General features: G+C 68.2%; 12 protein-coding genes. 4 read left to right on the top strand and 8 right to left on the bottom strand.

All coding sequences use genetic code 11. From position 1 onward, the window contains the following. Positions 1-5 precede the first annotated feature (5 nt). Complete coding sequence (locus tag MTE01_RS13290; protein ID WP_141378022.1) at positions 6-1,187, top strand: 4-hydroxybenzoate 3-monooxygenase; 1,182 nt, start codon at positions 6-8, stop codon at positions 1,185-1,187. A gap of 190 nt (positions 1,188-1,377) precedes the next feature. Here MTE01_RS13290 and MTE01_RS13285 read toward each other — a convergent pair whose 3' ends face one another. The 6 genes from MTE01_RS13285 to MTE01_RS13260 form a co-directional block, all read right to left on the bottom strand. Beyond that, on the bottom strand, positions 1,378-2,904 hold the full coding sequence (locus MTE01_RS13285; RefSeq protein WP_116239568.1) for an amino acid permease: 1,527 nt from the start codon (positions 2,902-2,904) through the stop codon (positions 1,378-1,380). Positions 2,905-2,996: 92 nt separating this feature from the next. Continuing rightward, positions 2,997-3,995: a magnesium/cobalt transporter CorA gene (gene corA / locus MTE01_RS13280; protein ID WP_141378021.1), complete on the bottom strand. Its 999-nt coding sequence runs from the start codon at positions 3,993-3,995 to the stop codon at positions 2,997-2,999. Positions 3,996-4,083: 88 nt separating this feature from the next. Beyond that, positions 4,084-4,413, bottom strand: coding sequence for a DUF3140 domain-containing protein (locus MTE01_RS13275; RefSeq protein WP_141378020.1), 330 nt, complete (start codon positions 4,411-4,413; stop codon positions 4,084-4,086). A 198-nt stretch (positions 4,414-4,611) separates the two neighbouring features. Further along, positions 4,612-6,204: an RCC1 domain-containing protein gene (locus tag MTE01_RS13270; RefSeq protein ID WP_170210704.1), complete on the bottom strand. Its 1,593-nt coding sequence runs from the start codon at positions 6,202-6,204 to the stop codon at positions 4,612-4,614. A 397-nt stretch (positions 6,205-6,601) separates the two neighbouring features. Next, positions 6,602-7,510: an EamA family transporter gene (locus tag MTE01_RS13265; RefSeq protein WP_141378018.1), complete on the bottom strand. Its 909-nt coding sequence runs from the start codon at positions 7,508-7,510 to the stop codon at positions 6,602-6,604. Between the two features lie 7 nt (positions 7,511-7,517). Then, positions 7,518-8,789 (bottom strand): serine hydrolase domain-containing protein, encoded by a 1,272-nt coding sequence (locus tag MTE01_RS13260; RefSeq protein ID WP_103207763.1) that lies wholly within the window; start codon positions 8,787-8,789, stop codon positions 7,518-7,520. A gap of 186 nt (positions 8,790-8,975) precedes the next feature. Here MTE01_RS13260 and MTE01_RS13255 point away from each other — a divergent pair, with 186 nt between their 5' ends. Further along, complete coding sequence (locus tag MTE01_RS13255) at positions 8,976-9,629, top strand: biliverdin-producing heme oxygenase (RefSeq protein ID WP_103207760.1); 654 nt, start codon at positions 8,976-8,978, stop codon at positions 9,627-9,629. Positions 9,630-9,651: 22 nt separating this feature from the next. On the opposite strand, the gene MTE01_RS13250 is transcribed toward MTE01_RS13255, so the two are convergent. Further along, on the bottom strand, positions 9,652-11,025 hold the full coding sequence (locus MTE01_RS13250; RefSeq protein ID WP_141378017.1) for an ATP-dependent DNA helicase: 1,374 nt from the start codon (positions 11,023-11,025) through the stop codon (positions 9,652-9,654). Positions 11,026-11,034: 9 nt separating this feature from the next. Continuing rightward, positions 11,035-11,502 carry a helix-turn-helix domain-containing protein gene (locus tag MTE01_RS13245; RefSeq protein WP_246078312.1) on the bottom strand — a complete coding sequence of 156 codons (468 nt, stop codon included), beginning with the start codon at positions 11,500-11,502 and terminating at the stop codon, positions 11,035-11,037. A 71-nt stretch (positions 11,503-11,573) separates the two neighbouring features. Here MTE01_RS13245 and MTE01_RS13240 point away from each other — a divergent pair, with 71 nt between their 5' ends. Together MTE01_RS13240 and MTE01_RS13235 are read left to right on the top strand one after the other, a co-directional pair. Next, on the top strand, positions 11,574-12,407 hold the full coding sequence (locus MTE01_RS13240; RefSeq protein WP_141378016.1) for an NAD(P)/FAD-dependent oxidoreductase: 834 nt from the start codon (positions 11,574-11,576) through the stop codon (positions 12,405-12,407). A gap of 42 nt (positions 12,408-12,449) precedes the next feature. Continuing rightward, a complete protein-coding gene (locus MTE01_RS13235) occupies positions 12,450-13,529 on the top strand; it encodes a hypothetical protein (protein WP_141378015.1) in 1,080 nt (359 codons plus the stop codon). Positions 13,530-13,541 lie beyond the last annotated feature (12 nt).

Genomic DNA, 13,541 nt, shown 5'->3' with positions numbered 1-13,541 from the left:
ACGCCATGACCACCACCGTCCGCACCCGCGTCGCCATCGTCGGCGCCGGCCCCGCGGGGCTCCTGCTCTCGCACCTGCTCGACCGGGCGGGCATCGGGTCCGTCGTCGTCGACCAGCGTTCGCGCGACGACATCGAGAGCACGATCCGGGCCGGCATCCTCGAGCAGGGCACCGTCGAACTGCTCGACACCCTCGGTCCTGTCTCGCGCGCGCGCACGGCGGGCCACCGACACGACGGCATCGAACTGCGGTTCGAGGGCGAGGGGCACCGCATCGATTTCGCGGCATCCGTCGGTCGAGCCGTCTGGCTCTATCCCCAGCACGAGGTGTTGAAAGACCTCATCGCCGCGCGGCTCGATCGGGGGCAGGATCTGCGCTTCGGCGTCACGGCCGAGCGCATCGACGACGCCGGCACCGACCGCCCGCGCGTCATCGCCCGCGACGCCGACGGGCAGCCCCTCGAGATCGAGGCCGACGTCGTCGTGGGCTCCGACGGTTCACGCAGCGTCGCGCGCGCCACCGTCACCGGGTCGAGCAAGGGCGGCTACTTCCGCGAGTACCCCTTCGCCTGGTTCGGCATCCTCTGCGAGGCCCCGCCGAGCAGCGAGGAGCTCATCTACAGCAACTCCCCCGACGGCTTCGCCCTCGTCAGCCAGCGTTCCGACACCGTGCAGCGCATGTACTTCCAGTGCGACCCCGACACCGACACCGCCGCCTACAGCGAGGCGCAACTGTGGGACGAGCTGCAGAAGCGCGTGCCCGGCACGGAGCTGAAGCAGGGTCCGATCTTCCAGCGCGACGTGCTGCGCTTCCGCAGTTTCGTCGCGCACGAGCTGCGCCGCGGCCGCGTCGCCCTCGTCGGCGATGCAGCGCACACCGTGCCGCCCACCGGAGCCAAGGGCATGAACCTCGCGATCGCCGACGTGCGCCTGCTCGCCGCCGCCCTGGAGGCGCTGCTGCTCGAGGACGACGAGCGTCTGCTCGACGCGTACCCCGCCACCGCCAGCCGCCGCATCTGGAAGGCCCAGCACTTCTCGTGGTGGATGACCAGCCTGCTGCACGTGGCCCCGGATGCCACCGACTTCGACCGCCGACGCCAGATCGGCGAACTGCGCACCGTCGTGGAGTCGGAGCACGGTCGCGCTTACCTCGCCGAGGCCTACTGCGGCTGGCCCTCCGACGCCTGACCCGCCGCCCGAGCCGAACCCCGAACCCCGCCCCGTGCCCGGGCGCCCCACCCCCTCTCGAGAGTCCAAAACACCCGGACCAAAATCGAAAACGTCCGGGTGTTTCGGACACTCAACGAAGGTGAACACGCCCCCATGAACGAGCGCGGCGTCCGAGCCGGAGCCCGAACGCCGCGCGGAGCCCGCGGGCTCAGTCCTTCGTGCCCCGCGCCTTCTTCTCGCGCGGCTGCGGGAACGGGCTCGGAACCACCGGCACCGTGCCCGTGTAGCCCTCGCGCTCGGCGGCGAGTTCCGCGATGCGCTTACGGCAGGCGAACCAGCCGATCGTGATGGCGAGGCTCGCCAGCACCGCCACCAGCAGCGTCGCCGGAGAGTCGACGAACACCAGCACGAGCACGACCGCGAGGAAGACGAGCGTGGCGTACCCCGTATAGGGCGCCCAGAACAGCCGGAACTTCGGGCGCACGAGCTCACCGCGGTCGGCGAGGCGCTTGAACTTCATCTGGCAGAGGATGATCGTGGCCCAGGTGACCAGGATGCCGACGGCGGCGACGTTCAGCACGGTCTCGAACGCGTCGCTCGGGTTGACGTAGTTGATCGCGACACCCAGCAGGGCGACGACCGCAGTGATCGCGATGCCGCCGTAGGGGACGCCCGCCTTGTTCATGCGCGCGGCGAACTTCGGCGCCGATCCCGCGACCGCCATCGAGCGCAAAATGCGGCCCGTGGAATACAGCCCCGCGTTCAGCGACGACAGCGCAGCGGTGAGCACGACGAGATTCATGATCACGTCGACGCCCGGCACGCCGATCGACCCGAAGAAGGTGACGAACGGGCTCTCGTCCTTCGTGTACGCCGTGTACGGCAGCAGGAGGGCCAGCAGCAGCACCGAGCCGACGTAGAAGATCGCGACGCGGAAGATGACCGAGTTGATCGCGCGCGGCATGACCTTCTCGGGGTTCTTCGTCTCGCCGGCCGCGGTACCGACCAGCTCGATCGAGGCGTACGCGAACACCACGCCCTGCATGAGGATGATCGCGGGGAGGATGCCGTTGGGGAAAAACCCACCGTTGTCGGCGATGAGCGAGAACCCGGTGGGGGCGCCCGTGGGGGTGCCGAAGACGACGAAGTAGATGCCCACGAGCAGGAACGCCACGAGGGCGGCGACCTTGATGAGAGCGAACCAGAACTCCAGCTCGCCGAACACCTTCACCGACACCAGGTTGACGGCCAGCACGGTGACGAGCGCGGCGAGCGCCCACACCCACTGCGGAACAGCGGCGATCCACGGCACGTACTTGCCGAAGAAGTTCATGTAGAGCGCGGCGGCGGTGATGTCGACCATCGTGGTCGTCGCCCAGTTGATCCAGTAGAACCAGCCCGAGACGAAGGCCGCCTTCTCGCCGAAGAATTCGCGCGCGTACGACACGAACGACCCCGAGGTCGGCCGGTGGAGCACCAGCTCGCCGAGCGCGCGCAGGATGAAGAAGGCGAACACACCGCAGACGGCGTACGAGAGCACGATCGCGGGGCCGGCCTGGGCCAGTCGACCGCCGGCACCCAGGAACAGGCCCGTTCCGATCGCACCGCCGATCGCGATCATCTGAACCTGACGCGACGTGAGCCGCTTGTGGTACCCGCTGTCCTCGAGCTGAACGGTCGAGGTGGTGCGGGGAGGCTCTGCGGCGTCGCTCGAGCGGGGGGAGGAGTCGGTCACGTTCCCATCGTGCGAATTGCGCAGCGTCTGTCCAGCAAGCGCGCCGCAGTGTCGGCATCCCGGAGCGGATGCCGCGACGGGGCCGCTGCGGTTCAGAGCCAGTGCTTGCGCTTGAACGCGAACCACAGACCGACCGAGGTGGCGGCCATGAGCGCGAGGGCCATCGGATAACCGAAGGTCCAGTCCAGCTCGGGCATGTTCTTGAAGTTCATGCCGTAGATGCCGCCCACGAGCGACGGGGCGAACAGGATCGCCGCCCAGCCCGAGATCTTCTTGACCTCTTCGTTCTGCTTGAGCGAGGTCTCGGTCTGGCGCTGCGTCACGAGCGTCGCGTTGACGGTGAGGGCGTTGTCGAGGATCGCCCGGAGGGCGGTCAGCTTCTCGCACTGCCGCAGCACGTGGTCGAGCACGTCGCGCAACGACCGCTGGAGCTCGAGGTCGACGCCGTACTTGTCGGCGCCGCGCAGCAGCGCCTCGAGCATGTCGCGCAGGGGCTCGGCCGCCCGCTGGAAGTGGATGACCTCACGCGCGAGTTCGTAGATGCGCTGCGTCAGATCGGCACCGCCCTCGCCGAACAGCTGGTCCTCGATCTCGTCGACGTCGTTCTGAAGGCCGCGGGCGACGGGGTCGTACTGGTCGACCACCTCGTCGAGGATCGCGTAGAGCACCGCCTCGGGCCCCCGCGCGAGCAGGTCGGGGTTCTTCTCGAGCCGCTTGCGCACGGCCGCGAGGTCGGGCACCTCTGCGTGCCGCACCGTCACCACGTAATCGGGGCCGATGAACACGTGCAGTTCGCCGAACTCGACAGTCTCGGTCTCGTCGATGTAGCGGGCGGGGCGCAGAACCGCGAAGAGGTTGCCCCCGTACCGCTCGAGCTTCGCGCGCTGGTGCCCGGCGAGGGCGTCCTCGACGGCGAGGGGATGCAGCGAGAACTCGGCGGCGACGCGCTCGAGCTCCTCGGGCGCGGGGCGGAGCAACCCGATCCACGCCATGCCTCCGTGAGCTTCCATGTACTCGAAGGTCTGGTCGAGGCTCGCGGGGTTCTCGATCCGGTGTCCGTCGACGTACACGGCGCTGTCGATGATGGGCATGGTTCCGTTGTACCCCGCCTGGCTATGACGCGGGGCCCGACGACGCGCGATCCTTACGCGATGTATACGGGCCGTTCCCCGGCGCCGCTCACTTCTTCGGGTCGTTGCCCCAGTTCATCAACGAGTACCGCCAGTCGGTGTCGGTGACATCGCCCTTCGGTTTCTGCGCGCTGTGCCGCTTGACGTACCCGACGACCTTCCGCATGTGGGCATAGTCGTCGTCGGTGAGGTCGGCCTTCTTCTTCTCGAGAATGCGCACGATGTGGCGCCCGCTCTCGTGGCCGGTCGACTCGCCGCCGTCCTTCTTCTGTCCGACGGATTTGGATTCGTCCGTGTCGAGCCACTTCTTCAGCTCGCTCGCGGTCATGTTGACCGCCTCGTCGAAGTCCTTCTTGGTCTGCTGCTGGTCGTCGCTCATGTCGTCATCCTCACTACCGAGGGGAGGCGGGACCGACCCCTTGCATCCGCCCGGGGGACGTGGCGGTCGCTCACCGAACGGAATCGCTCACGGCTGGGCGCCCGAAGATGGCCCGCCAGACGCCCCACGCACTCTGCGAGAAGTCGCGTGATTCGCACCATTTCCTGTGGCGACCCCCACTTCGCTGTATCGAAACCGTCACTTCGTTTGCGTGCTGACCGGAGACGTCCACCCCAAATAGGAGTACTTGAGTGAATACGTCGTTCCCGAGGGAATAGTGCAGTACGAGCCTCTTCGGGAAGAGCCGCTCGGACAAACCAGGGTTGGATAGACCCATTCGGCGTACTGTTTCGTGGAGTTGCTCGGCGTGGGGTCCTGGCCTGTTCCGCGCTGGTAGTCATCGTCCAACCCCCAGGCCAGGACATTGCTCTTCGCGCTGTCTTGCTGGGTCGTGATGGCAAACACATTGTAGAAGCCGATTGTCACGCTCTGCACGGGGAGGTTCCCGGTCATTTGATTGCGAATGGGGTAGCGCTGGGTTTGTTGTGTGCCGTCTCCCAGCAGGGAGCTCGTGCCCTCATTACTACCCCAACACCACAGCTGTTGGTTGTTCAGAATCGCGCACGCGGTGTGCTGTCCGGCCGCGATCGCGACGGCTGGTGCCGGCAGAGAAAGTTGTTCGAAATATCCTCGACCAGGCGTGACGTCGTCGAACATGCTTCCGGTAATCCATACCCTGCCGGAGTTGTCGACGGCGAGTGAGAAGGCCAGGCCCGCTCGAATATCTGTGAACGGGGGGAGCCACGAGCCGTCCTTGTCCCTGCTGATCCGAGTGGGCCTGTCATAGCCGTTGGTCGCGCCGTCGCCGAGACGACCATCTTTACCGTAACCCCATACCCAGAGGTCACCGTAATTGTCAATCGCCAGCGTGTGGAGATCTCCCGCCGCGACCGACTTGTATGTTCCAGAGACCTTGACGGGGATGTTTTGATCGACTCCCGAGCCGATTCCGAGCTGGCCTCTACCGTTCCGGCCCCACGCGTAAACGTCTCCCGCGGTGGTTACGGCGAACGCGTCGAAGGAGCGCGGGGCAAGGTGACTGAGTGACGAAATCACTACATTCGAAGGCAGGTTGACCTTCGTGGGAGTTTTTTTCAGCGTCAACGTCCCGTCTCCGAGTTGGCCGTAGTCGTTCCGACCCCAGGCGTACACGGTGCCATCCTGAAGGAGCGCAAGCGAGAATTCGTAACCCGCTTCTACCTGGACAGCGGTACCGGGGAGTGTGACCTTCGTCGGGAAGCTGTACTTGACCGTATCTTCGTATGCGCGTTGGCCCGCATTGTTCGAACCCCATGAATAGACCCTCCCATCCTCGGTGAGCCCGAGTGTGTGGGTAAAGCCGGACGATACCTGCTTGTATTTGAGGGCCGTTTGTTGAGCACCTGGGTCCGTATAGGACGTACCGCTGCCACTGTAGACCGTTTCGTAGCCCTGGTTCGGGTATGCGCGACTGAGGGTGTAAGTGACACCAGAGGATACGTTGTTGGACACCGCCCAGGACTGGTTGGTCGCCGACGACCACGAGATGCTGTCCGAGTTGTTCCCCCCGACGACGCTCAGCCCTTCGGGGCTCGAGAGAGTTGCCGAAGACAGAGCGTTCCCTTTTATCGAATTCGCTGCCGTGAAGTACGCGCCCGTCGAACCTCCCGCACCCACGCCGAGGCTGAGCAACGCGAGAACGGACAGCAGCGCCTTCGCCCTACGGAAGGAACGACGTCCAGTGCTTTTCATTGATTCTCTCCGGGTGTGTGACATGTCTCCACTGACTCCCGCCGCGAAAATGTGCGCTGGGGCTCGACAGTGTGGCGAGGCGGTAAGGTGCGACGCTCGATACCCCCACCGGCTCGCTGGGGAGTGCGTCCTCGGGTGAGGCCGTTTGCCCCGTTCAGGTTGCGAGACACTTCCGCACAGCCAGCCTCGGATCCCGCACTCCCGGGGGTACATATAACTCAGAAGGAACGGGACGGAGCGAAACGGTACGGATAGGACTGATTCACCGTATCGCGCCCACCGTAGAGAAGCAAGTCACGCACGACATTGCCCGCGCCAGAGTCGCCCGTCAGTGTCGACGACGAGCCGCCGCCTCCCTCGCCCGGGCCGCGGCGAACAGGAACGCGGTGAATGCGGCTCAGCCGACGGGCTCACTCAGCGGCTCTTCGGCGTCCGGCCCCGGATGCCGTGCCCCGGCGCTGCGACGCGCGGCGGCGAGCACCGCCCCGATGCTGGCCGTGATGACGAGCGCGATCCCGACGAGCTCGAGCCACGAAAGGTGTTGGCCGAGCAGGAGGAACCCGGCGAGAGAAGCGGTGGCGGGCCCGAGGCTCATGAGGATCGCGAACGCCGAGGCCGCGAGTCGGCGGAGCGCGATGAGTTCGAGGGCGTACGGGATCGTCGACGACAGCAGCGCGACCGCGGCACCGAGGGCGAGGATGTCGAGGCGCAGCAGCGCGGATCCTGCCTGGGCGATTCCGAACGGCAGGGCGATGACGGCCCCCACGGCCATGGCGAGCGCGAGGCCGTCGAGCCGCGGGAACTCCCGACCCACCCGCGCCGAGGCGAGGATGTACAGCGCCCAGCTCACCGCGGCACCCAGGGCGAAGAGCACCCCGAGGGGGTCGAGGCGATCCCATCCGCCCGCGCCGAGCGCGACCACGCCGCCGAGCGCGAGACCCGCCCACACCCACCGAGCCGCCCCGGTCGCGGTGAGGATCGACAGCGTGAGCGGCCCCAACACCTCGATGGTCACCGTCACGCCGAGGGGCAGCCGTTCGAGGGCGAGATAGAAGAGCCCGTTCATGGATGCCAGCACGAGGCCGAACCCCACGACGGCGCGCCATGCGGAGCCGGTGTGCCCGCGCAGGCGCGGGCGGGCGATGATCAACAGCAGCACGGCCGAGAACAGCAGCCGCAGCATGACGATGCCGAGCGGCCCGGTGTGCGGGAACAGCATCACCGCGAACGAGGCGCCGACCTCTTGGCAGGCCAGGCCGACGAGCACGAGCGAGGCGGCCGACCCCTGCCCGCCGCGCGCGGTCATCGCCGGGTCATCCGGCGGGAGCGGCGCAGATGGCCTTGCTGTTGATGTTGTCGCGCATCTGCTCGGCGGTCCACGGCAACCCCGCCTGGGGTGCGGTCTGTCCCTGGGCGGCGGGGGCCTTCGAGGCGATGGCTGCGAGCTCCCATGCCAGCCACGCACCGGTGGTCTTGTCACCGCCGGAGTTGTTCAGGACGACGGCGACCGACATCCCGGTCGTGGGGTCGGCGAACGCGCCCACCAGGTATCCGGGCATCGATCCGTATTGCCCGATCAGCGAACCGGCCTGGAAGGCACCGCCCGCGGAGGTGAACCACGTGGGCTGATCCCCCCCGACGGGCACGGGGGCGGCGAAACGGTCGTTCCCGGCGGGAAGGAGCGCGCCGGTGGCGAGCGCCTGGGCGTACCGCCCGAGGTCGGTGATGTTCGTCACAGCTCCCGCGGCGGCGCCGCCGTAGCTCGACGACATCTCGGTGTAGTCGCGCGGCTCGGTGCAGTTCCACGCACCCTCGGCGTTCTGCTGTGACCAGTAGCCCTGCAGCGAGGCGTCGGCGGGATCGGCGGGGGCGGAATCGGGGAGCCCGGTCGCATCGAGTCCGAGCGGCTCGGTCACCCGCTCCGCGATGAGCTGCGCAATCGGTTCATTGGCCGCACGCTCGGCGGCGAGACCGGCGATCACGAAATCCGTCGCCGAATCCGCGAAGGCGACACCCGGGGCGTTGGTGCGCGGGCTGGCGATGCCGTAGGTCATCAGCTCGCGCGGGTTCCAGACGCGCTCGGGGTTATTCGCCACCTGGCCGTCGAGCACCGAGGTGTAGGACGCGAGACCGGACGTCCCGTCGCAGAGCTGGCGCAGGGTGATCTTGTCGTACCCGGGGAGGTTGCTGACCCAGGTGGTGACGGGATCGCTCATCGAGAGCGTGCCGTCGGCCGCGAGGCGGTACAGCACATCGCACGTCATCGCGCCGGTCACGTCGCCCGCGCGGAACCCGAGGTCTGCGGTGACCTCTGCGCCGCCGGGACCCTGCGTTCCCAGACCCGATACCCACGTACCGCTCCAGGGCGCCCACACGCCGACGATCGCGCCGGTGGACCCGGTCGCGGTCATGGCCGAGGTGACGGCCTCTTGCAGTTCGGTCACGGTCGCCTCGGGCAGCGGCGCGTCGACCTGGGCCGGGATGTTGATCGACACCGAGCCCTGCGGCGAGCAGCCGCTCAGCGCGACGGCGAGAACGCTCGCTCCCGCGATCGCGATGGCCGCGGAACGACGCCATGCCCGCATGTGAAACCCCCAGCATTTCCGCGCGCGACGAAGCGCCCGCTTCAAAGATTCAAACACATGGCACCTGAACGAAAGCGGCGCTTGCATCCTCGTCACCATCACGTCTGCATCACGGCGGACCGGACGACAGCACTTTCCCGGGAAATGAGGGTTAGGTAAACCTAACTCTGTGCGTATGATGGCGGCATGAACGCCGTCGTCCCGTTCTCGACCGCTCTGCGCGAGCGTTCCAGCGACGCGCACTCGCCCCACGAGTGCGACGGGTTCATGACCGACCTCCTCACCGGAGCCGGCACGCGCGATGACTACATCGCCCTCATCGCCCAGCATTGGTTCATCTACGCCGCGCTCGAAGAGGCGGCGGGTCGCATGCGCAGCGACCCCGTGGCATCCGTGTTCCTCCAGGGGCGCCACTCCCGACTTCCCGCCCTCGAGGCAGACCTCGCCTTCCTCCTCGGCGACGATTGGCGCGCGCGGATCACCCCGCTGCCGACCACGCAGGCCTACGTCTCGCGCATCCGCCGCGTGGCCGCCACCTGGCCCGGCGGCTTCGTGGCCCACCACTACACGCGCCTGCTCGGCGACCTGTCGGGCGGCCCCTCGATCGGCCGGCTCATGAAACGGCGGTTCGGCTTCGAAACGAACGGCATCGGCTTCCTGCTGTTCGGCGACATCGCCGACCCGAAGGCATTCAAGACCGTGTATCGCGAGCAGCTCGACGCCGCCCCCTGGGACGATCGCGAGAAGGAGCGCGTCATCGCCGAGGTGCTCGTGGCCTACCGTTTCACCACCGAGCTGTTCGCCGACCTCACTCGCGCCAAGGCCCACCAGGTCGCGTGATCCGGGGCGGCACCCGCCCCGCTCAGGCCTGCGCGGCCGCCTGTCGGCTCATCCACGCCTGTTTCATGAACCGGCGCACGTCCTCGTCGACGCGGATGTCGCTCGGCTTGAGCGCGCGCGTGAGGTACAGCCCGTCGAGCGAGGTCAAGCGGCTGAGCGCGACGTAGGTCTGCCCGGGGGCGAAGGCTCCCGCGCCCAGGTCGACGACCGCACGATCGTAGGTCTTGCCCTGCGACTTGTGGATGGTCACGGCCCACGCCAGCCGCAGGGGGAACTGCGTGAACTCGGCGACGATCTCGCGCGAGAGGTTCTTCGTCCCCGGATCGTAGGCGTAACGGTACCTCTCCCAGACGGCCGGTTCGACGTCGTGCTGGATGCCGTCGACCTCGACGCGCACGCTGTCACCGGCGATGCGGGTCACGGTGCCGATCGTGCCGTTGACCCAGCGCGGAGCCTCGCCGAACTGCGCCGCGTCGTTGCGGAGGAACATCACCTGCGCGCCGACCTTGAGCGTGAGTTCCATCTCGGCGGGGTAGTTGGCCTCGCCGCGACCGAAGTCGCCCGAGATCTCGGCGTTGGCCGTCTGCGTGCGGCCGATCAACTCGTCGAGGTGCTTGCGGTTGATGGTGTTGACGCGGTCGTTGCGGGTGGCGAGCGTGATGATCGGGTGCTCCCCGTCGGCAGGATGCGGGGGCGTTCGCGCACCGGCGGCGTTCAGGATGCCGGCCATCTCGGCCGTCACGCGCCCGTACCGCACGGCGTTGAGCAGCTGCTTGAACCCCGGGTCGGACTGCCGATGGATCTCGACGAGCTCCTTGACGTGCAGGTCGGCGCCGTGCCGCCCGATGTCGATGAGACCGTCACTGGCCCCCTCCCCCGACCACACCTTCGCGTCGAAGAACCAGAACGAGCGGTAGTGGTCGCGGATGTACCGCATCTCATCGCCCCGCGGCGGTACCGGAGCGAGCTGGTACGGGTCGCCGAACATCACGATCTGCGTGCCGCCGAACGCCTCTGCCCGCCGGCCGCGGGCTTGTCGGAGCGAGCGGTCGATGGCATCCATGAGATCCGCGTTCACCATCGAGATCTCGTCGATGACGAGCGTGTCGATGGCGTTGAGGAGCTTTCGCGTGGCGTCGTTCTGGTCGATATCGCCGCTCGCGATGAGCCCGATCGGCAGCCGGAACAGCGAGTGGATCGTCTGCCCCTCGACGTTGAGCGCCGCGACCCCCGTGGGAGCGCACACGGCGATCTGCTTCTTCGTGTTCCACGCCAGGTGCTGCAACAGCGTCGACTTCCCCGTGCCGGCGCGGCCGGTGACGAAGACGTGCTCCCGGGTGTCCTCGATCAGCCGGAACAGCGCCTGCTGCTCGGCGGAAAGGGGCGGCGTGGTCACCGGCCCATGCTAGTTCGCACACGTCGTCTCGGGTGGCGAGCTGGGGACAGGACCGCCCGTCGGCTCGGTGTGGACGAGCAGCCAACGAGCCTCTCCCGACAGCACGTCGGCGACATGGCTGCGAAAGCGCGGGCACTCGGTGATGTCGTGCGAACGGCAGCGCAGGGCGTGCTCGGTCATGGCACGGGCCTGGGCGATGTCGGCCGCCCGACGGTCGAGCTCGGCGACGTGCGCCTCGAGCACTCGGTGGCGGTCGGGGGCTCCGTCGTCGAGCAGCACGCGGATCTGATCGAGCGAGAGCCCCGCCGCCTTGTTGCGCAGGATGACCGCGATCCGCACGTTGTCGCCCTCGTCATAGCGGCGGCGGCCCGCGGCATCCCGAGCCGGGCGGAGCAGCCCCTCGTCCTCCCAGTGCCGCAGCACGTGCGTCTCGAGCCCGAACCGCACCGCGGCCTCGCCGATCGACTCGCCGTTCACCCTCGCACTTGACTTCATGTCGACATGAAGTCACAGGATGGACCAGAACGCAAACGACGAAGGAGCTCACCGTGTACGACGCGATCATCATCGGCGGCGGACCCGCCGGCCTGCAGGCCGCCCTCACCCTCGGGCGCATGCACCGCCGCACACTGCTGCTCGACTCGGGCGACTACCGCAACGGCACCGTCCGTCACGCGCACAACCTGCTGACCAACGACGGCCGCGATCCCGCCGAGCTCCGCCGCATCGGCCGTGACGAGGTCGCCGCCTACCCCGACGTCGAGATCCGGGATGCCGCCGCCTCCGCCGTCGTGAGAGATGACGCCGCCCTGACCGTCAGTGTCGGCGCCGAGCGTCTCCGCGCCCACGCCGTGATCCTCGCCACCGGCGTCGTCGACCAGCTCCCCGCCATTCCCGGTCTCGACGAGCAGTGGGGCGACCGCGTCGCGAGCTGCCCGTTCTGCCACGGTCACGAGTTCGCCGGCCGCCCCGTCGCCATCGTCAACGGCAGCGATCATGCCGCAGCGCTGGGGCGGATGCTCGCGCCCGTGACATCCGAGGTCCATCTCGTCGATCCCGCGTCGGTGGTCCGCGTCGACGGGACCGCCGACGGGCTGGCCCTGGCGCGCACCGACGACTCGGTGCTCGAGGTGGCCGGGGCCTTCGTCGCTCCCACCTGGCGTTCGCGCGCCGGCTTCCTCGGTGGGCTCGGCGTGGAGCTGCAGGAGTCAGGGGCCGTGCGCACCGATCCGTTCGGTCGGACGAGCGTCGAGAACGTCTACGCCGTGGGCGATCTGGCGCACCCCGATCATCTGCCGGGGCCGATGTTCTCGCTCGCCGCGGCCCTCGCGAGCGGGCAGCTCGCCGCGGTGGCCGTGGTGCAGTCGCTCGTCATGGACTGACGCGCGCGGCGCCTCCACAGGAGGTTTTCCTACACTGGGGACGTGGACACCGCAGGCGGGGGCCCCGCGACGCCCGAGGGCGTTCGCGGCGCGCGCGCACGCCCGGGACGCGTCGTCGCCGGGATCACGCTCGTCGGAGTGCTGCTGATCGCGGCCCTCGGGGCGGGAGCGGCCTCGCTCTACCGTGAGTTCTACAGCCCCCGCGCGTTCGTTCAGCACTACCTCGAGCTGCTCCAGGACCGCCGCACGGCCGAGGCGCTCGCGATTCCCGGCGTAGCCGTCGATTCCGTCGAGCTGCAGTCCGCCGGTCTCCCGGCCACCGCCTCCGAGGCCCTGCTGCGGCCCGACGCCCTCGCCGCCTTGACGGACGCCGAGATCACCGGCGAAAGCACGAACGGCGATCAGACGCAGATCACGGTCGGCTACACCGCCGGCGGCTACCACGGCGAGACCACCTTCTCGATCCAGCACGACACGAACGAGGGCCTCCTCCCCCGCTGGCGGTTCGCCCGCAGCCCCCTGTCGGTGATGAAGCTCACGGTCGACGGATCGATGCGGTTCGCCGTCAACGGGTTCGAGGTCGACAAACGTCAGGTCTCGGTCGACGGCGCCGACGTCGATCCCACGGCTGCGGTCCCCCTGCTGGTGTTCTCGCCCGGGCTGTACTCGGTCGACGTCGACACGGCGATCTCGGCGACCCCCGGCGTCGCCGTACTGGCCGACGCGCCGCTCGCCGGCATCCCGGTCGATGTGCAGGCCCAGCCGACCGACGAGTTCATCTCGGTCGTCCAGTCACGCGTCGAGGACTTCCTGACCGCCTGCGCCCAGCAGAAGGTGTTGCAGCCCACCGGCTGCCCCTTCGGCTTCACCGTGCGCAATCGCATCGACGACGCCCCCACCTGGTCGATCGTCGAGCAGCCGGTGGTCACCGTCGTTCCCGACGGCGCCGGGTGGCGCATCCCCTCGGCCAAGGCCGTGGCCCATATCGTCGTCGACGTCCGCTCGATCTTCGACGGAAGCGTGCGCACCGTCGAAGAGGACATCGCCTTTCGGGTCGACGGTGAGATCACGGTGCTCCCCGACGGCACCGCGTCGATCCTCGTCGGCGGCTCGTCCGACTGAGCCCCGGCGCGC

It is taken from the genome of Microbacterium testaceum (assembly GCF_006539145.1).
Taxonomy (GTDB): Bacteria; Actinomycetota; Actinomycetes; order Actinomycetales; family Microbacteriaceae; genus Microbacterium; species Microbacterium testaceum.
This window is presented reverse-complemented; position numbering and strand designations above follow the sequence as displayed.

Excerpts from the sequence above, each read along its gene's own strand:
- MTE01_RS13270 (WP_170210704.1), bottom strand. The coding sequence starts at position 6,204 with ATGAAAAGCACTGGACGTCGTTCCTTCCGTAGGGCGAAGGCGCTGCTG.
- MTE01_RS13265 (WP_141378018.1), bottom strand. The coding sequence starts at position 7,510 with ATGACCGCGCGCGGCGGGCAGGGGTCGGCCGCCTCGCTCGTGCTCGTC.
- MTE01_RS13275 (WP_141378020.1), bottom strand. The coding sequence starts at position 4,413 with ATGAGCGACGACCAGCAGCAGACCAAGAAGGACTTCGACGAGGCGGTC.
- corA (WP_141378021.1), bottom strand. The coding sequence starts at position 3,995 with ATGCCCATCATCGACAGCGCCGTGTACGTCGACGGACACCGGATCGAG.
- MTE01_RS13260 (WP_103207763.1), bottom strand. The coding sequence starts at position 8,789 with ATGCGGGCATGGCGTCGTTCCGCGGCCATCGCGATCGCGGGAGCGAGC.
- MTE01_RS13255 (WP_103207760.1), top strand. The coding sequence starts at position 8,976 with ATGAACGCCGTCGTCCCGTTCTCGACCGCTCTGCGCGAGCGTTCCAGC.
- MTE01_RS13290 (WP_141378022.1), top strand. The coding sequence starts at position 6 with ATGACCACCACCGTCCGCACCCGCGTCGCCATCGTCGGCGCCGGCCCC.